Below are 23,869 nucleotides of genomic sequence, written 5' to 3'. Positions count from 1 at the left end.
CTGTGGTCATCAAGTCCTGGCGCAACAAGTGGGCGCTGTTATCGACCTATTTTAAGTACCCGGAATACGTGCGTAAGGCTATCTACACCACGAACGCGGTTGAGGCCGTACATCGTCAGTTTCGTAAACTGACGAAAACCAAGGGTGGTTTTGCCAACGAGAACAGTTTACTCAAACTGCTCTACGCCGGTATATTGAAGGCTCAGGAGCGGTGGTCACACCCGATTCAAAACTGGAATTTAACGCTATCTCAGCTGTCCATCCATTTTGAAGGACGACTGGATGCTCACATCGATCTGTGATTTTTAACGTGACACAGAATTTTGAACACCCTCTTTGCAGCTCATTGTGGAGTCCAGCAATCGTTTGCTGGGGCTGAGGACGCTTACGCAGATAGCCTCTGTGACTTTGAGTGAAATTGCTAATCTCATCAATGTCGCCGACGAAGGCTTGGTTTGTGTTAATCGCGGCCCCCACGCAATGGATAGCTCTGGTCAGGAGATCTATGAACCCTTGACCATAGCCTGTAGTGGTCGTTTTCGTCAGTATATTAATCGTGCCTTGAGGGAATTGCCGGATCCGACTATTCAATCCATGGTTGAGCAGGCACTCAGGGAAAAACGTTTTGTCAGTACCGATGAAAGTCAGGTGCTATTTTTCCCCAAATCGGCAGCACTGGCTGAGTTTGCCATCTATGTGGCTACTAACCGCACGCTGGATGATACCGAGATGGAGTTGCTTAAAGTCTTTGCGGCCAATGTTTCCAAAGGTTTTGGCAATGTAGCCTTGATTAGCCGGCTGGATAAAGTGGCTTATCAGGATGAGTTGTTGAGTATTCCCAACCGCAGTGCACTGCTGCGTGAATTGTCCAGGTTGCAGGCCATGTCCAGCGCTGATGCCCATAACCTGCTGCTACTGGATCTCGATCATTTTTCCGGGCTTAACAATTTATTTGGCTGTGTATTCGGTAATCAGGTATTACAGGCTGTGGCTCAAAGGTTACAGGAGGCATTTCCTCAACCGATAGTCATAGGAAGACTACACTCGGATCTGTTTGCCATTATCGGCCATAAAGAACAGGTCAATATTGACAAGGCCCAAAAGGTGTTTGGTGCACCCTTTGAAATTGATAATAGTCGCCATATTCTGACCGCCTGTATGACTGAAGTCTCTTTGGCTATCAGTCGTGGACAGGATCCCGCGGAGTTGTTACGAACAGCCGGTACAGGGCTGAGAAATGCCAAGTCCAGAGGCCCCGGCAGCATACAGGCGTTTGACCCTGAATTTGAACATCAAGCGGCACACAGGTTCAAATTGATGCAGCGTTTACATAGCGCGATTCAACGTCAGGAGTTTGTGTTGCATTACCAGCCACAGATAGACCTCAATACTGGTGAGGTTGTTGGGGTTGAGGCTTTATTACGCTGGCAGACCGAAGAGGGTATGGTGCCACCCGGCACCTTTATTCCGCTGGCGGAACAGTCGTCCTACATTCACGGGATAGGCGACATAGTAGTTGCTTTGTCCTGTCAGGCCGTGCATGCACTCGATCTGGCGGGGTTTAGCGATATTCTGATCAGCGTCAATTATTCCGCCCGGCAACTGGATAAGCCGGATGTTTTTGACAGGCTCAAACAACAATGTCGTCTGGCCGGGGTGGAGCCGAGCCGACTGTGTTTGGAAGTCACTGAAACCGCTATGATGCAGTCTTTTCAACAGGTCGCCAATATTCTCCAGCGTCACCGAACTTCGGGAGGTACAGTGGCGATAGATGACTTCGGCACAGGTCTTTCATCACTCGAATATTTGCTGCAACTGCCTGCCGATCACCTGAAGATAGATATGACTTTTGTCGCCAGGTTGGATGAAGATGAACGCAGTCGCTTCCTGGCATCAATGATTATTGAATTGGGAAGGCGACTGAATATTTCGGTTGTTGCCGAAGGGGTTGAGACTCACAGCCAGGCTAATTGGCTCAGAGAACATGGTTGCCACATAGGTCAAGGATGGTTGTATGGAAAGGCCATGCCATTGGATGAGTTATTGCAATGGCTCAATAATCGCTGAATGGAATCTTGGTTATGTCGATAGATTTGCCCGAACAAGCTTTAATGGCACCGCCGAACTCTGAGGGCGTATCTTTAGGACGAACAAGGCGAAACTCTTGGCTGACTTGGGTGAGTTATTTGCTGCCCTGGTGGTTACTGGTGCCCCTTGGAAGCTGGCTTATGTATCACTATGCCTCTCAATGGCAGATAGATCAGGTGCGTTATGCCCAGCAGGAACTGGTAGATAGAGATACTCTGGTACTCGGCGCCACGCTTACCAGAGTTCATCAGGACGTCAGTTTACTATCACAGATGACCGCATCGGTATTAGCTGATAACAGGCTTGGTGATACTGAACAGCTGGAATTATTGCAGCGTCTATTTGTTGACTTCAGCAGCGCCTATCCCAGCTATATGCAAGTGCGCTGGATTGGAAATTCCGGCGTTGAGCGGGTGAGGGTTGACTATAGAGATAATCAAAGGCGAGTTGTCGCTGCAGATGCATTACAGGATAAATCATCGCGCTATTATGTCATTGAGGCCAAGCGTTTGGCTTCGGGGGCGGTTTATTATTCTCCTTTCGATCTCAATATCGAAGCCGGTAAAATAGAGATCCCCTATCGACCCACCTTACGTGCTGCTACCAAGGTAATGGATAGTAACGGCAAGGAGCTCGGGCTGGCACTATTGAACCTGGATGGCAGTGGTTTACTTGAACGTTTGCGCCAATCCGGTAAGACGATGTTGCTGAATGCTGAAGGCTATTGGTTGCTGTCAACTTTGGGTCACAGAGAGTGGGGTTTTATGTTCGACGCTCCTGAACAGCGCCTGGCAGTTGTCCATCCTGAAGTTTGGCGGCGTATACAACAGGAACAACAAGGGCAGTTTATCGATGAAACCGGGATGTGGACTTTCTCCCGCGTGGCGCCAATACTGAACGGTGACAGCAAGGTACCCATACTTTACACCCTATCCCATGATGAACAGCCACTGCTCATTCAAGCCAGATTAAAACGGCTCTACGCCGGCGTTGGTGCAGTAGTTTTTTTATGTATGACTTTGCTGGGAGCGTTTTTAGCGCGCTCCAACCTGCGTTTGGAAGACAAGGCTCATGAGTTACAGCAAAGTAACGCGGCGCTTGCAATGACGCTGGCTCAGTTGAAGGCATCGCAGCAGGAGTTGGTTCGTACCGAGAAATTATCATCTTTGGGTTTGATGGTGGCCGGGGTAGCTCACGAACTCAATACACCTATTGGTGCGGCAATGCTGTGTGTTACTGCACTCAATGACAGGCTAGGTGAACTCAAGCGGGATTATCACAACGGTACTATCAAACGCTCGCAACTGGAGGAATTTATTCAATACCAGGAGGAAGGTTTGACTCTGGCCGAACGCAATCTCAAACGCTCGGCACTGCTTATTCAACAGTTTCGTCAGGTAGCTGCCGACAGAGCTAATGCTGACCGGCAAGCCTTTTGGTTGCATGAGTTGGTGACGGACATTCTGGCGCTGAATCATGGTCAGTGGAAACACAGTCATCATAAGCTGACCACTGATATTCCCTCGGATATCCATATGCACAGTTATCCTGGACCTTTGGGGCAGGTACTTCAGAATCTGGTGCACAATGCACTCATCCATGCTTTTGAAGATACTGATCGGGGAGAGATCCATATCTGCGCCCGTAAACTTCAGCATAAGGTTGAGATCTGTGTGATGGATAATGGTGTCGGGATTGAAGATCAGGATCGTCAGCGAGTGTTTGACCCCTTTTATACTACCAAACGCAACAGCGGCGGCACCGGGCTTGGGCTACATATAGTGCATCATTTGACCACTGAAGTATTGGGGGGGAGCGTGCGGGTTTCAAGAGGAGTCAATGGTATAGGTACTTCGATGATTTTGCTGTTGCCGCTTGAGCAGGTCGATGGCAAATCGGAAAAGGCTGCTACCGGGAATATGGCTTCCTGAACAAGCTGCATAGATGCTGAGCTCTATGGCGCTTGAGAGTGCTTTAAAAACAAAATTGCTGTCTATCTACTCCTTGGCAAGCAAGACACTGACAACACCCGCTGGAACGAAACGGGCATACATAGTCACGGTGTTACTCGCAGTAGGTCGGCTTAACTGTTTGCTTTTGAAGTTGTCGTTCGATTGAGGCAGAAAAGGTTGGATGCAGGACGATACCCTTGCTTTTGAGCATAAAAGGTATCGTCCTTGATTGGGAAGTGTAACTTGGATTAAAGCAGGTTGTTTTCTCTGACGTAGGCTTCAAATTCAGTGCAGCCGCCGACGTGCTCTTTGTCGACAAAGATCTGCGGCACAGTCTCAACCGGCTTGCCTACGGTTTTTTCCAGATCGGCCTTGGTGATGCCTTCGGCGTGTATATCGACATACTTAAACTTGAAATCATCACGCTTCTCTGCCAGTTGCTCAGAAAGTTGCACTGCACGTACACAATATGGGCAACCTGGACGACCGAAAATAACTACAAACATATTGACTCCCATGGACTTGATTTGCAGCAGTTATACCACAGCTTAAAGGCCTATGCTAAGTTGCTTGATCCCAGGAATGATTTTTCGGTTTGAAACCTGCCTTGATAATCAAAGAAAGTTTGCAATAAATCCCAGCGCCGCGCCTGTTTTTTCAGCAGCAGCATGTCCGGTGCCCGAAACCGCGCCGCATCTTCGACAACTTGTTGTGGTTGGCTGTATTTCGGCAGATTCAGCCCGGGTGTTTTGCTGTGGGGATGGATAAAACAAGCAAACAGTGCCCGGCGTTGAGCACTGGTCTCCATTTTAAAATACTGGTTGAAGTCATTGCCGTCGTAATCCAGATACTGAACTCTGAGACGCCCCTCTTCGGCATGCAGCAACATTTGCTGCACTTTGAACAGGTGGTGATGCTGTTTTGACAACACCTCTTTGAGGCGTTTGTCCGGGTCGACCAGGGTCGATTGGCACTGGTGGCAAATCTTGGCAGCGATATCGTTTTCGGCGCCGCAATCCGGGCATGATTTGGCGCGATAGCGATAACTGCATTGATTATTGTCCTGCAACAGTCCCTGGCAGCGGCGGCCGAAGTGTTCGATGATGTCACCATCCTCATCCGTCTTGCCCCAGAAGATATTGGCAAAACCACACTCGGGGCAGGGAACCTGCACCGGCACCGAGTTTGCCGCTGGCTTGGGAGTGCCAACCTCGGGATAGAAGAGATCAAAGCCGCTGGCGGCATAATCTATGACCAGACAGTCCTGTTTGCCTTCGGCCAGTCTCAGGCCGCGGCCAACCATCTGTTGAAACAGGCTTACAGATGCCGTAGGCCGCATGATGGCAATAAGATCCACATGGGGCGCATCAAACCCTGTTGTGAGCACTGCTACATTGACCAGAAACTTAAGTTTCTGGGCTTTAAAGGCGCGGATGATGGCATCCCTTTGCTGCATCTCTGTGGTCGCTGTGATGAGCGCTGCCTGTTCGTCAGCCAGTAGTGTTAGCACTTCTTCGGCGTGACGCACTGTGGCTGCAAAAATAATCACCCCCTTGCGGGTGTTGGCCAGTTGTCTTAGCTGGTTAACAATGGCCTTGGTCGCGCGGCCATTGTGACTGAGCAGGGCATCGACCTTGGCCTCATCGTATTCTCCATTGCCGTTGCTCGGCAGGCTGCTGAAGTCATACTGAGCGCTCAGGCCATCGTAAAGCCTGGGCGGTGTCAGATAGCCCTGCTTAATGAGGGGCCTTAAGGGCAACTCGAAAATGCAGTCATCGAAAATCCCTCGGTCGGGATTACCAACCCGGCCGTGATAGTGGCGGCGATAGATAAATCCCAGTCCAAGGCGATAAGGGGTGGCCGTCAATCCCAGCAGCTTAAGTTTGGGGTTGTGGGATTTGAGGTGTTCAAGCAGTTGTTGATACTGGCTGTCCTGCTCAAGGCTCACTCTGTGGCACTCGTCTATGACTACCAGGGAGTAGTGGCTGTCAAAGGCTTCCAGGTTGCGCCCGGCGGATTGCACGCTGGCGACAACGGTTTTGCCTTGGGTGAGCTTTTGCCTCAGTCCGGCCGAGTAGATGCTGGCTTCATCGGTCAACAGAGCAACTTTTTCGGCGTTTTGGGCGACCAGCTCTTTGACATGGGTCAGTACCAGTATCTTGCCTTTGGCGATGCGGGCCAGTTCAGCGATCACCAAACTCTTGCCGGCTCCCGTGGGCAGCACTATCACAGCCGAGCCAGACTGAGCGCGGAAATAACGTACTGCAGCATCTACGGCTTGCTGCTGATAATCACGTAGGCGAATGCCGACCTTGGCGGTATCTTCTGCCTGAGTGTTTGTCGTCGCTTTCTGATCTGCTGGCTTTTTACTATCTGTGGACACTGAGTTGCGAAGATGAGTTGGCCGTGGGGCGAGCTTATCACAGACGCGCCAGGCTTCTGTGGTTTTCCGGGTTTGTTGGCGACTTTTTATCCTCGGACACCACAACTCATCCGCCTCAGGACATCAATGGTTAAAAAAAGCACTTTTTCTAGGCAATTCATTTGCTAAAATGCCTCATGACACTGGTCAAAGACCCGTGGCTAACGTAAAATTTCACGCTTTTACTGTTTTAATTCAAACAGACACCAAAATCGCCGCCTACGGGCCGGCATGCACTGGAAGAGAAGATGCAGCAGTTAACTGAGATCGTAGAACAGGCCTTAGCCGCCATCGAAGGGGCCAGTGATCTGAAAATCCTCGATGACATCCGCGTCGATTATCTTGGCAAGAAGGGCAAGATCACCGACATGATGAAGTTGATGGCGACCCTGAGTCCACAAGAAAAGCCCGCCTTCGGCCAGAAGGTCAACGAAGCCAAGCAAAAGGTACAGCAGTTCCTCAATCAGCGCATTGAAGGGCTGAAAGCCGCCGAGTTGGAACAGAAACTCCAGACAGAGAAAGTCGATGTCACCCTGCCGGGACGTCGCCTGGACAATGGTGGTTTACATCCGGTCACCCGTACCATAGAACGAATTGAAAGCTTTTTTGGTGAGTTGGGCTTTAGTGTCGTACAGGGGCCGGAAATCGAAGATGATTATCATAACTTCGATGCCTTGAATATTCCTGAGCATCATCCAGCACGGGCCGATCACGATACTTTCTACTTCAATCCCAAGTTAGTGTTGCGTACCCAGACTTCAGGGGTGCAAATTCGCACCATGGAAGTGGAAAAACCGCCGTTGCGAATCATCTCTCCCGGCCGAGTCTATCGTAATGACTATGATATGACCCACACGCCTATGTTCCATCAGGTGGAAGGTCTGCTGGTGGGCGAGAATGTAAACTTTGCCGAGCTGAAAGGCATTTTGCACGACTTCCTACGTAACTTCTTTGAAGAGGATTTGGAGATTCGTTTCCGTCCTTCATATTTCCCCTTCACCGAGCCGTCTGCCGAAGTGGATGTAAAAGGCAAGAATGGTTGGCTGGAAGTGCTCGGCTGCGGCATGGTTCACCCGAATGTGCTGCGCGGTGTGGGAGTCGATCCTGATAAATACTCCGGTTTTGCTTTTGGTATGGGTGTCGAGCGTCTGGCCATGTTGCGCTATGGTGTCAACGACCTGCGTGCCTTCTTCGAAAACGACCTGCGTTTTCTCAAGCAATTCAAATAACGGAGCTTTAGTATTATGAAATTCAGTGAATCCTGGCTTCGTGAGTGGGTTAACCCTGCGATTAGCCGTGACGAATTAACTCATCAAATCACCATGGCCGGCCTGGAAGTGGACGATGTCATTGCCGTAGCCGGTGACTTTTCCGGCGTGGTAGTGGGTGAGGTGGTTGAATGTGGTCAACACCCCGATGCCGACAAGCTGCGGGTTACCAAGGTCAATGTCGGTGGCGAAGAGCTGCTGGATATTGTTTGCGGCGCCCCTAACTGCCGTCAGGGACTCAAGGTTGCTGTGGCCGTTGTCGGTGCTGTGCTGCCTGGCGACTTCAAGATCAAGAAAGCCAAACTGCGTGGACAAGCTTCACACGGCATGCTGTGCTCTTATGGCGAGTTGGGCATAGATATTGAAAGCGACGGCATCATTGAACTGCCGCTGGAGGCGCCTATTGGTACAGATATTCGCGAATATCTGCAGCTCGATGACGTGATTATCGATGTGGATCTTACCGCTAACCGCGCCGATTGCCTGGGTATGGTGGGACTGGCCCGCGAAGTGGGCGTGCTCAACCGACTGAACGTGACCGAGCCAAGTTGGGAAGCCGCCAGTGTCAGTAGTGAGCGTACAGTTGAAATAGAGGTCGCCAACCCGGAAGCCTGTCCAAGATATTTGGGCCGGGTTATCAGTAATGTCAATGTCAAGGCGCAAACGCCTGATTGGATGGTGGAAAAGCTGCGCCGTAGCGGTATTCGTTCTATAGACCCTATCGTGGATATCACCAACTATGTGTTGGTTGAGTTCGGCCAGCCGATGCATGCTTTCGATTTGGACAAGATTGACGGCAGTATCAAGGTACGCCTGGGTAACGGTGAAGAGAAACTGACTCTGCTCGATGGCAACGAAATTACTGTGCCAGCCGATACCCTGGTGATTGCCGATAACAGCCAGGCATTGGCCCTGGCCGGTGTCTTCGGTGGTGAGGTTTCCGGTGTCAGCGAGCAAACCCGCGATATCATGCTTGAGTGTGCTTTCTTCGCGCCGCTGGCTATCATGGGCAAGGCCCGTCGTCTTGGATTGCACACCGACTCTTCGCATCGCTTTGAGCGCGGTGTTGATCCAGAGCTGCAGCATAAAGCCATGGACAGAGCCACCCGTTTGGTGCTGGATATCTGTGGCGGCGAAGCCGGTCCTGTGGTTGAAGCCAAGAGCGAAGCGCATCTGCCAAAGGCTGCCGACATTAAACTGCGCCGCAGCAAACTGGACAAACTGCTCGGACATCATATCGATGACACAGATGTTGAACAAATTCTGACCCGATTGGGCTTCCAAGTTTTAAAACAGGGCAGTGACTGGCAGGTGAAAACCGCCACTTACCGTTTCGACATGGCAATTGAAGAAGATCTTATTGAAGAAGTTGCCCGGATTTACGGCTATAACAACATTCCGAACACAGCCCCGCTGGCGCGTCTGTCTATGACAGATCATAAAGAGTCGGATCTTAAATTGAGCCGGGTAAGAGCTTTGTTGGTGGCACGGGGTTTCCAGGAGGCCGTCACATACAGCTTTGTGGATCCCAAGCTGCAAAAACTGGTTCACCCTGACAGCGACGCTATGGTATTGCCTAACCCGATTTCTAGTGAAATGTCGGCCATGCGCCTGTCCATGTTCACCGGATTGCTGAATGCCGTGGGTTACAACCAGGCCCGTCAGCAGGCTCGTGTACGCCTGTTTGAGACAGGTTTACGCTTTATTCCTGATGCACAAGCAGAATCCGGCGTAAGACAACAAACCATGCTGGGCGCGGTGATCGCCGGCCCCCAGAGCGATGAACACTGGAGCATGGAGTCGAAAACCGTTGATTTCTTCGATCTTAAAGGTGATTTAGAAGCCATTATTGGCTTGACAGTTTCCGAAGCTGAATTTAGTTTTAAAGGAGCGCAGCATCCGGCTATGCATCCGGGGCAATGTGCTGAAATATTGAGAAATGATCGGGTCATAGGCTATATAGGTGCAGTCCATCCCAGCCTCGAGAAGCCTTTTGGGCTGAATGGCAAAACCATAGTTTTTGAGCTGGAATTGGACGCCTTGCTGCAGGCTAAATTGCCGCAAGCCCAGGCTGTGTCTAAGTTTCCAGCCAATCGCCGCGATATCGCCATAGTGGTTGATGAAGAAGTCGCCGCAGGTGAAGTGATGACGCTGATAAGAAAAGTTGGCGAAAATCAGTTGGTTGGCTTAAACTTGTTCGATGTATACCGAGGTAAAGGTGTAGAGCAGGGCAAAAAGAGTCTGGCGATCGCACTTACGTTACAAGATAACACTCGTACACTTGAGGAAAAAGAGATTGCTGAGATGGTTGATACAGTGGTTTCTGCACTCAAGTCTGAGTTCAACGCATCGTTGAGGGATTAAAGTATGGCACTTACCAAGGCCGAAATGGCAGAGCATCTTTTTGAAACGCTTGGTATTAACAAGCGGGTAGCAAAAGAGATGGTTGAAGCGTTTTTCGAAGAGATCCGAACCGCGCTTGAAAATGGTGAGCAGGTCAAGTTATCTGGCTTTGGCAACTTTGACCTTAGGGATAAGAATCAAAGACCGGGAAGGAATCCCAAAACAGGTCAGGATATCCCAATTTCTGCCCGCCGGGTGGTGACATTCCGTCCGGGACAGAAACTGAAGAGTCGCGTAGAAGCCGCTAACAAAGGCAAATAACTGCTCGGTCAGTAATTTAGAACAGGGAAGCCGCTCCTGTGGGTGGCTTCCCTGTTTGTGTCTGTAGAAAGTGCTTCTACCCTGCTGTGTCGCATTTTTAATGCCTGGTTTGGCATTGCATTGGGATTAAACCCAGGGGTTAAACCTTGTCAAATACACCTTCCAAGCCTAAGAAAGGCAAATACTTCGATAGGCGCTTCCGTTGGTCATTGCTGCACCCCAGGTTTTGGGGGAGTTGGTTGGCGATAGGCGTACTGGTTCTGTTTGGTCTCTTGCCTGCTCTCATTAGAGATCCTATTGCCCGTGGGTTGTCGCGTTTGGTCAAACGTGTCGCTCATAAACCGATAAGTGTAGCCAGAGCCAACCTTAAAGCCTGTTTCCCCGATAAGAGTGAGCAGGAAATCGAGCAGTTGCTGGAACGCAACACCGAAGCTTTTGTAATGACACTGCTGGCACAATCTGAGCTTATCTTGATGCCGAGCTCCTATATACGCAAAAGAGTCAAGGTTGAGGGAGAAGAGCATATTGCCTCTGCCCGTGAAGCCGGGCAGCCGATTATCTTTATCATGCCTCACGTTTGGGGCATAGAGTATGCCGGCCTAAGACTCAATTTGGACTTGCCCATGGTGTCTATGGCCAAAGCGCATCGAAATGAATTGTTCAACTGGTTCAATAACCGGATGCGTAGTTCGCAAGGCGGCAATATCTATATGCGTGAAGCCGGGATCCGGGCCTTGTTGGCTGAGCTGAAACAGGGCAACAGTTTCTTCTATCTGCCGGATGAAGACTTAGGGCCGGAGCAGAGCGTATTTGCGCCATTTTTAGGGACTGTCAAGGCCACCTTGCCAGTGGTTGGCCGCTTGGCACAGGCAGGTAACGCCCAGGTGATGCCGGTGAAAATTGGTTATGATGACCAAGCCAGATGTTTTCGTTTGACGGTTATGCCGGCGATTGCCCCTGAGTCGATGCAAGGTAAGGAAAATGAAGCCATTGCATTAAACAAGGCCGTGGAGCAGGTGATTACCGCCTATCCCGAGCAGTATATGTGGTTTCTTAAGGTGCTGCGTACCCGCCCGGAAGGTATGCCGTCTATCTATTGAATATCAACATAGGCTCGGATTACCAAGGAACTTAATATCATTACTTGCATTTAGACTTGTGTCTCATGCGGTCATTGCCATAGCGGGATAGCTGCTTATGGCAATGACTTTGCGTGCAATACCGGCAGGTTTGTGCTTGATAGTGGGCACTATGCAATATCAGATAATTCCGGCACGACTTAAACGCGCGAGATTAACCCCTTTCAGTACCGCTATTTGATTGACCAACTTATTTACTTCAAAAGCCTGACCTTTGAGGATAATGGTTTCCAAACACTTATGATGGTCTATGTGGACATGGGTACTGCAGAGCACGTGTACTAGATGATTGTGCTGGATTTCAATCAGCTTTTCTGACAAACCTCTCTGATGATGATCGAAAACCAAGGTCAGTACACCTACAACATCCTCTTTGCTGTTGTTCCATTGCTTATCAACTATCCTGTCGCGAAACAGATCGCGAATATATTCTGAACGTGATTGATAGCCTCGCTCGCGGCTATCATTTTCTATCTCTTCGAACAGTGATTGGGGTAGGGATACGGTAAAACGTTGAGTTTCATCTGTCATGACTGTTTCTTCAGAAAAACACTATTGGTTAGTAGAGCTTACACAAGCTTTGCCACAAAATGTCCTTTTCCATTTTAATTGGGTGTGATCTATAGCAAACTTTTTATCTTTGTTGGTTTTTTGTGCTGTTACACTGAAAGGAATCGGGGTAGTGTTACTAAAAATAAATAAGTAATATCGGCGGGTGGCGTTAGGTTCCGGTCGAACATAACACTGAAAATGCCTTGTGGGCGTTTAATAAACAAGCCTATTTAAGCAATCAAGAGAGTTTGATCATTTCCTGCTGCACCCATTGGCCGGATCCCTAGCTTATATGAATAGTTAGGGTTCGGCTCAAATGATCTGGTTATGCACTGAACTTGAATTGCGCTCTTCTCCTTGGCAAACCAACATACAAGTTAGTATCACTTTGCCGCGGAACCGCCATCATATCCGTCAATAAGTCTAAAAAATTTTAGCCAGGTTCGGGAGTTTCAGGTGTTGCTTTCATCTGCTTATATCAAATCCAAGCGCAAACCCATTTGCCGGTCCAAGCCGCAAAGGTCAGAAAAACTGACACAATCAAAACATGGGTCCAAGTCGACAATATCAACTACCGGATTGCTGTTACTGACTCTGTTGGCAGTAGCTTTGCCTTTCCAGTTGAAAGCGAATACGACCCCAGAGCCCTTGGTCATGGTGCTGGGTGCGGAGCCCGATGGTGGCTTTGACCCCATCCTAGGTTGGGGGCGCTACAATAATCCGCTCATTCAATCTGCCTTGCTGCGCCGCTCAGGCGGCGGCGAGTTTATCGGTGATATTGCCAGCGATTGGACCTTGAGCCCCGACAGGCTCAAATGGACAGTAACCCTGAGGCCTAATCTGGTGTTCAGTGACGGCAGTCCGCTCAACGCAGAGGATGTGGCTTTTACCTTTGAGCAGGCCAGAAATGCTGCCGGTATGCAGGATTTATCCAATTTGGTCAAGGTGGAACAAAAGTCTGAGCTGCAAGTCGAATTCACCCTCAAGCAGGCAGATATCGGTTTTATCGATACCTTGGCCGAGCTGGCGATAGTGCCAAGCGACAGTTACGGCCCGGATTATGGTCAGCATCCCATAGGTTCGGGGCCCTATAAAATGCGCCGCTGGGATAAGGGGCAGCAGTTGATCCTGGAAGCTAACCCTAAATATCAGAGTGCCGATCCTGACAACCCGCTGCTGAAAAAGCCCTTTTTCGACAAATTGGTTATCGTCTTTGCCGACGAAGACAGCCGCTTTGCTATGCTCAGAACCGGGCAGTTGCAACTCTCGGCGCTGGCACCCAGATATGCCGATGCCCTGATGGCGCAGGGTAATTATCGGCTTTGGTCACAAACCAGCGTCGATAACCGCGGCATTGCCTGGCCGATGCGGGCGGAAGATAACCCGGTCACCAGTGAATTGGCGGTGCGCCAAGCCTTCGATATGGTGATCGACCGCCAGCAACTGGTCGATAATCTGCTGGGGGGCTACGCAAGACCGGCCTGGTCAATCGCCGATGACTTGCCATGGGGCGGCGCGGTTCCCGATTGGGCCGATTGGCAGATGAAGCAGCGTTTACTCAAAGCGTCAGAACTCTTGGCCAACGCCGGTTGGTTACCGGGAGCGGACGGCATTCGCGAAAAGAATGGGCAACGGCTGACATTCCCGCTCTACTATCTGGCCGGTGACAGCATACGTGAGCAGTTGGCGCTGGCCAGTGCCCAGATGGCCAGAATGGCTGGGTTCGAGGTGGAGCCCAAGGCGGACAGCTGGGAAAATATCTATCGGGTGATGCATCAGGCGCCGGTGCTCTTTGGCTTTGGCAGCCTTTCGGCCAATGAGATGGCGCTTGTCTACGACAGCCGCAATGCCGGTAAAGGCTATTTCAACTCCGGCTATTATGATAACCCGCTGGTCGATAAGGCGCTGGAAAAGGCTCGCGAGGCAGACTCTGTCGACAGTGCGATTGCATTCTGGCAACAGGCACAGCAACAGATAAGCCGGGATGTGCCCTGGAGTTGGTTGGTGAATCTGCAGCATCTGTATGCCGCCACCCCTTGTCTCGACTTGGGGCAACCCTTGGTGGAACCTCACGGTCATGGCTGGCCGATCACCAATAATATCAACCAGTGGCGTTGGCAATGTCCATGAAACCAATGTTGTCTGCTATCAAGCCGGTAGCACCTAAAAAGTGGTCGTCAGTCTGCTGGCGGGGAGCTTTGTTGCGGTCTCTGCGGCTGGCGCTGCTGTTGTTGCTTGCTTGTTTGCTGGCTTTTGTGCTCTTGTCCTTGTCGCCGCTCGATCCCTTAATTCACTATCTGGGTGGTAATCTGCTGGCGGTATCCGATGCCCAGCGCACCCAGATGATCCGCGAGCTAGGGTTGGACACCGGACTCTGGCAGCAGATCAGCAGTTACTTTTCCGCTCTGCTGAGTGGCGATATGGGTCAGAGTCTGGTGTTTCGCCAGAGCGTTTCCGAGGTGATTGCCGAGCGCTTGCCGCTATCCTTGCTGTTGATGGCGCTCTCCTGGGGACTGGCTCTGCTGCTCGGTTATGGCCTGGGACTGCTGTGTGCCATCACCGAAGGGAGTTTCTGCGATCGCTGGCTGAGACGCTTTGCCTGGCTGCTTTCGAGCATTCCGTCATTTTGGTTGGCAATGATAATGATAAGCCTGTTTTCTGTCACTCTGGCCTGGACACCCGTGTGCTGCGCTGCGCCGCTGGGGCTGAGTTTTACCGAGCAGAGCCTTGGCAGTATGTTGTTGCACCTCGCTTTGCCCTTGACTGTCCTGACGCTAAGCCAACTCTCACCCTTGGTGCTGCACACCCGGGAAAAGGTGCTGGATCTCTACCACAGCGAATATGTGGGATATGCCCAAAGTCACGGTAAAGGTCGTCTGGCGGTATTCAAGAAGCATATCTTTGCCAATAGTCTAAAGCCCGCGATAGTGCTGCACTTTGCTTCTTTTGCCGAGCTGTTCGGCGGCTCTATTCTCGCCGAAACCGTGTTTAATTTCCCCGGACTCGGTAGCGCCTTGGTCAAGGCCGGACTCGGTAACGATGCGCCCTTGCTGATGGGGATTACCCTGTTTTCGGCGCTGTTTGTGTTTTGCGGTAACCTGGCCGCCGAGCTTATCAGCGCCAGATTGCAGCGTGGCAGGCTCAGTGGACTTTCGACTCACGCCACTGGAGTGCAGGCATGATGGGCGGATTAACGCTTTGCTTGAAAAGCCTTCAGGCCAAGGATGGCAGTCGCGTCGCCATCTGGTTTTGGCCGGTTTGCGGACTTTTCTTGCTGACGACACTATGCCTGCTATTTGGTAATCATGCCAGTGAGCTTAACCTGCTGTCCAAGAGTCAGGGGCCATCCTGGGCTCATCCCATGGGGACGGATTGGCTTGGGCGTGATATGGCCGAGCGTAGCGGCGCGGCCATGCTCAAAAGTCTGTGGATAGGCGCGCTGGCGGTACTGCTCAGCAGTTCGCTGGCACTGCTGCTGGCCTTGCTGGCGCAAACCGGCTCCAGGTGGCGTCAGGCTGTATTGCTCGGTTGCGATCTCTGTATGTCACTGCCACATCTGTTGCTGCTGATCTTGCTGGCGCTGGCCTTTGGTGGACAGGAATATGGGGTGATTGCGGCCCTGGCTTTGAGTCATTGGCCGAGACTGACCCGTTTACTCTTACTGGAAATGGATGAAATCCTGGCTCAGCCCTATGTCAGTTTGGCTTTGGGTTTCGGCGGCTCCAGGTTAAGCACCCGCATGCGCCACTTATGGCCTCATATCATGCCGCAGTGGCTGATTGGCGGGCTCAACTTGTTTCCGCACGCCTTGCTTCATGTCGCGGCGCTGAGCTTTCTTGGTTTTGGCCTCGACAGCAACGCGCCCTCCATAGGCGAACTGCTGGCTGAGGCCAATCGCTATCTGTTGCTTGGCCAATGGTGGCTGGCGCTGTTTCCCGGGATCTTGCTGCTGAGCTTTGTTTTGCTGTTGTCTAAGCTTGCCGAAAATCTGATCCAGTTTGCCAGAGACGGTATGGCTGCGCCTAAGTTACCGGGCACCAATGCCTTGAGATCTAAAAGTGATTTACTTTCCTCAAGCGATGTTAAACCCGTCGTCGCCATTCATACCCAAGTGACAGATTTAACGCTTAAGGATAGCAGTGGCAGAACCTTGCTGGATGGGCTCAATATTGAGGTGACACCAGGACGAGTTACTGCAGTGCTCGGTGAGAGCGGCGCCGGTAAGAGCTTGCTGGCGCTGGCTATCATGGGCAGTTTGCCAAAGGGCATAGCCATGCAATGCGTTGGTTTGATGCGGCCGCAAAAGACGGCGCTTTGCGCTCAGAGTACCCAGGTGCTGGACGCCAACATTAAGATAAACGAATTGCTTGACTGGTACTGTGATGATGCCATGCGCCCTTACCGGCAGGCTCTGTATGACGAGCTGGGTATCACAGCGGAGATCTTGGCGGCTTATCCCCCCATGCTCTCCGGCGGTATGGCCCGGCGGGTATTACTGGCGCAGGCCCTATTGCAAGCGCCGGAACTATTGCTGGCCGATGAGCCTTGTTGCGGTCTGGATGAGCTTGCTGCCACTGAGCTTTACGCCTTACTCAACGACTTTGCCAGCGGCGCCTTGCAGCAGCGGCTGGGTTTAGACGCCAGCCCCAAGGCGGTACTGGTTATCAGTCATAACCTCAGGGCCGTGTTGGCCTTGGATGCCGAGCTGTATCTGCTGCGCCGCGGTCGGCTCACCGAGGTGACGGATAGCGCCAGTCTGCGGGGGAGTATTGCCGGGCATAAGCCGGGAGATGAATGTGAGAGTGACGGCTGCTATAGTCACACCTTGCTGGCGGCGTTGCCGGAAAACTGGCCTGCAGGCAGCTGTCGCTTGGCTGATGCTGAACCAAAGAGCGGTCCCAAGAGTCACCTCAATAGCCGGCTCGATAATCAAGCTGCCAGTCAACCCGTTGGCGAACCCGCTAGTCAACCAGCTGGTCAACAAAAGCCCCATGGTGACAGCCTGGAGAGTTTCAGCAACTCGCCTTGTCGGAGGCGTGCATGAGTCTAAATTCTTTGCATAACAAACCGACTCAATCCGGCTCTGCCTTGGCGCTTGAAAGCGCGCCTTTGCCTTCTGCATCCTTATCGCCGCTGCTTTCACTCAGTGGGGGCTTGGCTTATCGGGGCAGCAAGGTGATTGAGCTGCCTGATATCGCTATTAATCGCGCCGAGATTCTCGGGATCTGGGGTGACAGTGGCTGCGGCAAGTCCACCATGGCCGCGATACTCACAGGCTTGATGCCGCTTGCGGCGGGAAAGCTTGAGTGCAGTCAGGTGCTCAAGCAGGTTGGCGGCCGCCCTTCACCCATTCAGTGGGTTATTCAGCAGCCGGAGCAGGCGTTCAACCCCAGATTGACCCTGGCGCAATCCTTGAATGAGAGTTGGCACGGGCGTGATTATGCTCATCTTTTGCCCATGCTCGGCGTGGCCGAGTCTGAATTCAGGCGCTGGTTGGCATCACGCCCCGGCGGCCTTTCCGGCGGTGAGCTGCAAAGGCTCAATATTTTAAGGGCAGTGGCGCCGGAAACCCGGCTGCTTATCTGTGATGAAATCACGGCCCAGCTGGATATGCTGAGTCAGCAAAGGCTTTGGCAACAACTGTTGCAGATAGCCCGTGATAAACAGCTGACGCTACTGGTGATCTCTCACGACAAACCTTTGCTCGGCGCGGTTTGCGACAGAGTACAGCCCTTTAAGCCGGTGTAAAATACGTAGCAAAACTTGATATCCAGCCAATAAAAAACGCGCCCGGAAGCGCGTTTTTTTGGATAAGAACTCGTTAGAAGTTGGCGCTTCTTGGGGCGCGAGGGAAGGGGATTACATCGCGGATGTTGGAAACACCGGTAACGTAAGACACCAGACGCTCGAAGCCCAGACCGAAGCCTGAGTGAGGCACAGTGCCGTAACGACGCAGATCTCTATACCACCAGTAATCTTCCTTGTTGAGATTCATCTCGGCCAGGCGCATATCCAGTACGTCCAGACGTTCTTCACGCTGTGAACCACCGATAATTTCACCAATGCCGGGGGCCAATACGTCCATCGCTGCCACTGTCTTGCCATCTTCGTTGAGACGCATATAGAAGGCCTTGATATCTTTTGGATAGTTCTTCACGACCACAGGAGCCTTGAAGTGCACTTCGGCCAGATAACGCTCGTGCTCGGATTGCAGATCTATGCCCCATTCGACATCATACTCAAACTGCTTGCCGCAGTTTTTGAGGATCTCAACGGCATCTGTGTAGTCCACCTGGGCAAAGTCACTGCTGACAAAGTTTTCCAGGCGCTCAATCACGCCTTTATCGACGCGCTGGGCAAAGAACTGCAGGTCGTCCATTCGCTCTTCCAGCACCGCCTTGAAGGCGTACTTGAGCATAGCTTCGGCGAGACCGGCAATGTCGTTCAGATCGGCAAAAGCCACTTCCGGCTCAACCATCCAGAACTCGGCCAAGTGGCGGCTGGTGTTGGAGTTTTCAGCACGGAAAGTTGGGCCAAAGGTGTAAATCTTCGACAGGGCACAGGCGTAGGTTTCACCGTTGAGCTGACCCGATACGGTCAAAAATGCCTCTTTACCGAAAAAGTCTTCTTCGTAATTTACCTTGCCATCGGCGGTACGTGGCAGGTTTTCCATGTCCAGCGTTGATACGCGGAACATTTCACCGGCGCCTTCACAGTCGGAGGCGGTGATAAGTGGGGTAGAAACCCAGATAAAGCCGTTTTCGTGATAGAAACGGTGAATCGCCTGTGACAGGCAGTTACGTACTCGGGCCACTGCGCCAATGATGTTGGTACGTGGACGCAGGTGCGCCAGTTCCCTCAGGTGTTCAACCGAGTGGCGCTTGGCGGCCATAGGGTAGGTATCAGGATCTTCCACCCAACCTGTGACTTCCACTTGGGTGACCTGCAGTTCAAAGTCCTGGCCTGCGCCTGGGCTTTCAACCACTTCACCTGTGACAATTACGGAGCAGCCGGCAGTGAGCTTCAGCACTTCGTCATTGTAATTGGGTAAGCTATTTGGCACCACGCCCTGGATAGGATCGAAACAGGAACCATCATAGACGGCAAGAAACGAGATGCCGGCCTTGGAATCACGACGGGTTCTTACCCAGCCACGTACAGTGACCTGTGAACCGACCGCATGCTCACCTTTAAATACAGATGCGACAGATGCAATGCTCATTATTGCTTAGTTCTCCAATGAAACGTTTTTATGCTTCAATTCGGCTCCGAAAATAGTTCGAGAGCAGAAATCAGGCAAATCCCTGACTATATTGATGACACAGGAAAAATTTGGAGGTTAATATTACCTTGCTGGTGGCTTTTCTCAAGCTGAAAAAGGTATTCTGGGGACAATATCCCCCTTCAGACGGAAGGAGTTCGGATGAAGAAGGTCAAAATCTTTCAATATCTGTTGGCGAGCCTGTCGATTATAGGTTGGTCACTGGCGATTTATGCCCTGTTGATATTCGATAAGGCGAGGCCGGACAGGGCCGTAGGTTACTTCTTCAGCAAGGGAGCGCCAGTGCGTTTGTACTGGGACCCTCAGCAAACCATGCTGCTGGAATATATCATCTGGGCTTGCGCCGCCATCAGCTTCCTCAGTCTGGGCTTTAACTGGTATGTGGCTCATCACAGCCGTTTGGGTTACTGGTTCAATATTCCACTGTTGCTGCTCTCATCCACCGCCGCCGGCTTGTATCTGCGTTTCTTCATCTAAGGAAGGTGCGAATAAGTCCTCGCGGCCTTCTCTTTTGTAGAGAGTGGCTTACATAGCAATTGGCATTCAAGGCATCTGACTGAAGGCATGCCGGGGCCTGTCAAAGTCTTCCCTAACTGCCTTTATGCTGTGCTGTCAGCGCAGTTGTCGACAAAGCATATCGATAATCGCCGCGGTGGCGCCCCAGATAAAGTGCCTGCGATAGGGAATAAAGGTGACAGGGTAGAAATGGCCGCGGCGCTCGAACATAGCCGTGTGACGATTTTCCTCTTCCAGTAAAAACGCCAGCGGCACCCGAAATAGCTCCTGCACTTCGGCCGGGTCAATTTGGGCCTCAAAGGGTGACTTTACCCAGCCAAGCACAGGGGTGATCTCAAAGCCGGTAAAGGTGGGATGATTGGGCAGTTGACCTATGATTTCGACATTATCCGGCGCCAAGCCTATCTCTTCTTCAGCTTCTCTGAGGGCTGTCATGATAAGGTTCTGATCTTCGGCTTCCGGTTTGCCGCCGGGAAAGCTCACTTGACCTGGATGAGCCTTAAGATGCTTCGGTCTTTGGGTCAGGATAAGCTCCGGCCCCTGCAAACCCGGCTCCAGTGCGATAAGTACCGCCGCGGCCCTGAGTTTGGCCGGGAGCAAAGGACTTGAATGGTATCGACTCAGGGCCCTGAGTTGAAAACGGGTCAGCAGCTCGTCTTTATCCATAGCGTCCTTGAAGTAAATTGAAGTAATCAATAACCCAAGCCATTACTGTCCTGTCTTCGCAAAGAACTATCATCAAGCTTAAATGGCAAGCTTAAGGCTAAGGCGAGTCTGGCTCAGGGGTCAATAGCGGCAGTATTCGACTCACTTTATCATAGGTTTCCTGGTATTCGGCATCCACGTCTGAGTCGGCTACTATCCCGCCGCCGGCCCAGCAATAGAGTTGTCCGGAATCGGCAACCAGGGTTCGAATGGTGATGCTGCTGTCCATTTTGCCATCCTGACTCAGATACCCGATGGAGCCGCAGTAGAGTGAGCGGCGACTGGGTTCCAGCTCTTCGATAATTTCCATGGCGCGGATTTTGGGCGCGCCTGTGATTGAGCCGCCGGGGAAGGCGGCTCGCAGCAAGTCTGTGGCCTGATAACCCGGTGCCAGTTCGGCAGTCACTGTACTGACCAGATGGTGCACCGCCGGAAAGCTTTCTATGGCAAACAGATGCGGCACGGCCACACTGCCTGGGCTGGCAACCTTACCGATATCGTTGCGCAGCAAGTCCACTATCATCAGGTTTTCGGCTCTGTCTTTTTCTGAACTTGCCAGCTGTTTGGCAAGTACCTTGTCTTGCTGTTCATCAGCACTGCGGGGCAGGGTGCCCTTGATGGGCTTGGTTTCAATATGGCGATTGGAATCCAGGGCAATAAAACGCTCGGGTGAGATGGACAGGATGCAGTTGTGCTCCAGGCGAATAAAGGCAGAGAAGGGCGCGCCGTTGGCTTGTCTTAGCTTACGATAGGCTTGCCATTCATCACCCTGATAGTCGGCCTGGAATCTTTGGGTCAGATTGATTTGATAGCAATCGCCGCTGTGAAGATATTGCTGCACTTGGGCAAACTTGTCGCCATATTGCTCGCGGCTAAGCTGCGAGCGCCACTTACCACTGAGCCGGAACGCTTTCTGGTCAAGGTGCTTATTGGGGCTGTTTGCGACTTTGGACGTCAGCCGCGACAGGGTGTCAATCAGCGCCTTTTCACCGCGGTAGTGCACCAACTGCCAGCACGCTGATTCCTTATCTCGAATAAGGGCCCAGTCATAGAGGCCGACATTCATCTCCGGCAGAGCGATATCGGCTGCGGCCAGTTTCGGCAGTTTTTCCAGTCTGCGGCCAAGATCGTAGCTGAAGGCGCCCACAGCGCCGCCGCTGAAAGGCAGATTGACCTGCATGGCGTTGGGAAAATACTGTTGCAGCAGTTGTTGCAGCAAGGCAAAAGGATCGTCACTTGAGCGTCGTACGCTGCCTGCCTCAGCGATTTGGGTGGTTTCACCTGTGGTGACTAGCGTGGCTATCGGCTCGGCGACTATGATGTCGTATCTGGCGTCAGAGTGTTTGGCATCGGCCGAATCCAGCAGCATGGCCCAAGGCTCACCGCTGAAGTGGGAAAACAGCTCTAAGGTTGATAATTGCCAGTCAAGAAGGCGAATGGCGGGAGGGCAAATAGCCTGCTGGTACATCGAACGACCCTATCTGAAAATGTGATGTAGCCCAAAAAGGAACGAAAGAGTATCATAACGGCCACAAAAAACTAATAAAACCACCCCTGGCCCTTGGTGAAAACGCGTTGTATCACGGCTTTGCTATCGTTTTGAGCATTTTTGTGTCGCAAAACCGGCAAGCGGAGCCTGAAATTCAAGGCTTTGGCTTGAATCTCTGTTGAGCGTTGATCCTGAGCTGAAGGGGCGGATCCTTAGGCTAATGGAGCGCCAAACATGTCTGTAATCAAGCAAGCTGACTTTATCGACAGCATCACTGATGCCCTGCAATATATCTCCTATTACCATCCGAAAGATTTTATCGATGCCATGGCTGCCGCCTATGAGCGTGAGCAGAGCCAGGCTGCCAAGGATGCGATTGCCCAGATTTTGATCAACTCGCGCATGTCTGCCGAAGGGCACAGACCCTTGTGTCAGGATACCGGCATTGTGACCTGTTATGTCTATCTGGGGATGGGCGTGCAGTGGGACAAGACAGATATGACAGTACAGCAGATGGTGGATGAAGGCGTACGCCGCGCTTACACCAATCCTGATAACCCGTTGCGAGCTTCAATTGTGGCCGACCCGGCCGGCAGCCGTAAAAACACCCGCGATAACACGCCTTCTGTGGTGCATATTCAGATGGTTCCCGGCGATCATATCGAAGTGGCCATTGCCGCCAAGGGCGGCGGCAGTGAAAACAAGGCCAAGATGGTGATGCTCAATCCGTCTGACGATATCGCCGCCTGGGTTGAGAAGACACTGCCAACCATGGGCGCCGGCTGGTGTCCACCGGGTATGCTGGGAATCGGCATTGGCGGCACCGCCGAGAAAGCCGCTGTGCTTGCCAAGGAAGCCTTGATGGAGAGCGTGGATATTCATGAACTGATGGAACGCGGCGCCGAAACCACGGAAGAGAAGCTGCGTTTGGATATCTTCGAGCGCGCCAATAACTTAGGCATTGGTGCCCAGGGCCTGGGCGGTTTGACTACTGTACTGGACGTTAAAATCAAGACAGCGCCAACCCACGCCGCCTCCAAGCCTGTGGTGATGATCCCTAACTGCGCCGCCACCCGCCATGTGCATTTCCATCTTGACGGCAGCGGCCCTGCCGAGCTGACTCCGCCAAGCCTTGATGACTGGCCGGAAATCACCTGGGAAGTGGGTGAGAGCGTGCGCCGGGTCAATCTCGATACCGTTACCCAGGAAGAGATTGAAAGCTGGAACAGCGGCGATACTCTGCTGCTCTCGGGTAAGATGCTCACCGGCCGTGACGCGGCTCACAAACGGATCCAGAGCCTGATTGAAAGCGGTGAAGGCTTGCCTGAAGGGGTTGATTTCACTGGTAAATTCATCTATTACGTAGGTCCGGTCGACCCCGTAGGTGATGAAGTGGTTGGCCCGGCCGGTCCGACAACCGCTACCCGTATGGATAAGTTCACCGATCTCATGCTGGATAAGACAGGGTTGATGGGCATGATAGGCAAGGCTGAACGTGGTCCGGCCACTGTCGAATCTATCCGCAAGCACAAGGCGGTATACTTGATGGCCGTCGGCGGCGCCGCTTATCTGGTGTCCAAGGCGATTAAGCAATCTCGCGTAGTGGCGTTTGAAGATCTCGGGATGGAAGCTATCTATGAGTTTGACGTCAAAGATATGCCTGTTACTGTAGCGGTTGACTCCAACGGGGTGAATGCGCACGAAACCGGCCCGGCAATCTGGAAGGTGAATATCCAGAACGCCAAGGCTTAAGCTGAACCTTGAGGGGCCTATTGGCCCCTTTTGCATTGCA

19 protein-coding genes are annotated in these 23,869 nt (G+C 52.0%); 13 read left to right on the top strand and 6 right to left on the bottom strand.

What is annotated here, in order from left to right; all coding sequences use genetic code 11:
• The 3 genes from AYI96_RS10055 to AYI96_RS10045 form a co-directional block, all read left to right on the top strand.
• A partial coding sequence (locus AYI96_RS10055) for a transposase (protein WP_144361540.1) occupies window positions 1-302 on the top strand: 302 nt, incomplete at its 5' end.
• Window positions 303-336: 34 nt separating this feature from the next.
• The gene (locus tag AYI96_RS10050) at window positions 337-2,067 is read left to right on the top strand and encodes a putative bifunctional diguanylate cyclase/phosphodiesterase (protein ID WP_144361539.1); all 1,731 of its coding nucleotides are present in this window, start codon (window positions 337-339) and stop codon (window positions 2,065-2,067) included.
• Window positions 2,068-2,228: 161 nt separating this feature from the next.
• Window positions 2,229-4,019: an ATP-binding protein gene (locus AYI96_RS10045; protein WP_186300050.1), complete on the top strand. Its 1,791-nt coding sequence runs from the start codon at window positions 2,229-2,231 to the stop codon at window positions 4,017-4,019.
• A 269-nt stretch (window positions 4,020-4,288) separates the two neighbouring features.
• On the opposite strand, the gene AYI96_RS10040 is transcribed toward AYI96_RS10045, so the two are convergent.
• Both AYI96_RS10040 and AYI96_RS10035 read right to left on the bottom strand, forming a co-directional pair.
• On the bottom strand, window positions 4,289-4,546 hold the full coding sequence (locus tag AYI96_RS10040; RefSeq protein ID WP_025009626.1) for a GrxA family glutaredoxin: 258 nt from the start codon (window positions 4,544-4,546) through the stop codon (window positions 4,289-4,291).
• 50 nt (window positions 4,547-4,596) lie between these two features.
• Window positions 4,597-6,345, bottom strand: a complete 1,749-nt coding sequence (locus AYI96_RS10035; RefSeq protein WP_039035303.1) for a DEAD/DEAH box helicase — start codon at window positions 6,343-6,345, stop codon at window positions 4,597-4,599.
• 365 nt (window positions 6,346-6,710) lie between these two features.
• Here AYI96_RS10035 and pheS point away from each other — a divergent pair, with 365 nt between their 5' ends.
• From pheS to lpxM, 4 genes are all read left to right on the top strand, one after another.
• Window positions 6,711-7,691: a phenylalanine--tRNA ligase subunit alpha gene (gene pheS / locus AYI96_RS10030; RefSeq protein WP_144361537.1), complete on the top strand. Its 981-nt coding sequence runs from the start codon at window positions 6,711-6,713 to the stop codon at window positions 7,689-7,691.
• A 15-nt stretch (window positions 7,692-7,706) separates the two neighbouring features.
• On the top strand, window positions 7,707-10,094 hold the full coding sequence (gene pheT / locus AYI96_RS10025; RefSeq protein WP_144361536.1) for a phenylalanine--tRNA ligase subunit beta: 2,388 nt from the start codon (window positions 7,707-7,709) through the stop codon (window positions 10,092-10,094).
• Window positions 10,095-10,097: 3 nt separating this feature from the next.
• A complete protein-coding gene (gene ihfA / locus AYI96_RS10020; protein WP_025009628.1) occupies window positions 10,098-10,394 on the top strand; it encodes an integration host factor subunit alpha in 297 nt (98 codons plus the stop codon).
• Window positions 10,395-10,540: 146 nt separating this feature from the next.
• A complete protein-coding gene (gene lpxM / locus AYI96_RS10015; protein WP_039035282.1) occupies window positions 10,541-11,494 on the top strand; it encodes a lauroyl-Kdo(2)-lipid IV(A) myristoyltransferase in 954 nt (317 codons plus the stop codon).
• Between the two features lie 159 nt (window positions 11,495-11,653).
• Here lpxM and nikR read toward each other — a convergent pair whose 3' ends face one another.
• Window positions 11,654-12,064 (bottom strand): nickel-responsive transcriptional regulator NikR, encoded by a 411-nt coding sequence (nikR, locus tag AYI96_RS10010; RefSeq protein WP_039035281.1) that lies wholly within the window; start codon window positions 12,062-12,064, stop codon window positions 11,654-11,656.
• Between the two features lie 642 nt (window positions 12,065-12,706).
• Here nikR and AYI96_RS10005 point away from each other — a divergent pair.
• The 4 genes from AYI96_RS10005 to AYI96_RS09990 all read left to right on the top strand — a co-directional run bounded on the left by AYI96_RS10005 (window position 12,707) and on the right by AYI96_RS09990 (window position 17,833).
• Complete coding sequence (locus AYI96_RS10005) at window positions 12,707-14,215, top strand: ABC transporter substrate-binding protein (RefSeq protein WP_256213955.1); 1,509 nt, start codon at window positions 12,707-12,709, stop codon at window positions 14,213-14,215.
• A gap of 71 nt (window positions 14,216-14,286) precedes the next feature.
• A complete protein-coding gene (locus AYI96_RS10000; RefSeq protein WP_256213956.1) occupies window positions 14,287-15,267 on the top strand; it encodes an ABC transporter permease in 981 nt (326 codons plus the stop codon).
• Entirely contained in the window at window positions 15,264-17,129 is a 1,866-nt protein-coding gene (locus AYI96_RS09995) for an ATP-binding cassette domain-containing protein (protein WP_144361535.1), read from the top strand. The genes AYI96_RS10000 and AYI96_RS09995 overlap by 4 nt, the downstream gene beginning before the upstream one ends.
• Window positions 17,126-17,833, top strand: coding sequence for an ATP-binding cassette domain-containing protein (locus tag AYI96_RS09990; RefSeq protein WP_144361534.1), 708 nt, complete (start codon window positions 17,126-17,128; stop codon window positions 17,831-17,833). The genes AYI96_RS09995 and AYI96_RS09990 overlap by 4 nt, the downstream gene beginning before the upstream one ends.
• 73 nt (window positions 17,834-17,906) lie before the next feature.
• Here AYI96_RS09990 and asnS read toward each other — a convergent pair whose 3' ends face one another.
• Complete coding sequence (gene asnS, locus AYI96_RS09985; protein WP_100143754.1) at window positions 17,907-19,307, bottom strand: asparagine--tRNA ligase; 1,401 nt, start codon at window positions 19,305-19,307, stop codon at window positions 17,907-17,909.
• A 201-nt stretch (window positions 19,308-19,508) separates the two neighbouring features.
• Between asnS and AYI96_RS09980 the strand changes: the two genes are divergently transcribed.
• Window positions 19,509-19,844: a hypothetical protein gene (locus AYI96_RS09980; RefSeq protein WP_100143752.1), complete on the top strand. Its 336-nt coding sequence runs from the start codon at window positions 19,509-19,511 to the stop codon at window positions 19,842-19,844.
• 135 nt (window positions 19,845-19,979) lie between these two features.
• On the opposite strand, the gene AYI96_RS09975 is transcribed toward AYI96_RS09980, so the two are convergent.
• Window positions 19,980-20,549, bottom strand: coding sequence for a CoA pyrophosphatase (locus AYI96_RS09975; protein ID WP_039035278.1), 570 nt, complete (start codon window positions 20,547-20,549; stop codon window positions 19,980-19,982).
• Window positions 20,550-20,646: 97 nt separating this feature from the next.
• Entirely contained in the window at window positions 20,647-22,056 is a 1,410-nt protein-coding gene (gene pabB / locus AYI96_RS09970; RefSeq protein WP_144361533.1) for an aminodeoxychorismate synthase component 1, read from the bottom strand.
• Between the two features lie 255 nt (window positions 22,057-22,311).
• Here pabB and AYI96_RS09965 point away from each other — a divergent pair, with 255 nt between their 5' ends.
• A complete protein-coding gene (locus AYI96_RS09965) occupies window positions 22,312-23,829 on the top strand; it encodes a fumarate hydratase (RefSeq protein WP_039035276.1) in 1,518 nt (505 codons plus the stop codon).
• Window positions 23,830-23,869: the final 40 nt, after the last annotated feature.

It is taken from the genome of Shewanella sp. MSW (genome assembly GCF_007636515.1).
Lineage (GTDB): Bacteria > Pseudomonadota > Gammaproteobacteria > Enterobacterales > Shewanellaceae > Shewanella > Shewanella indica.
Note: the sequence above shows the minus strand (reverse complement) of the source record. Positions and strands in the feature narration are given on the sequence as shown.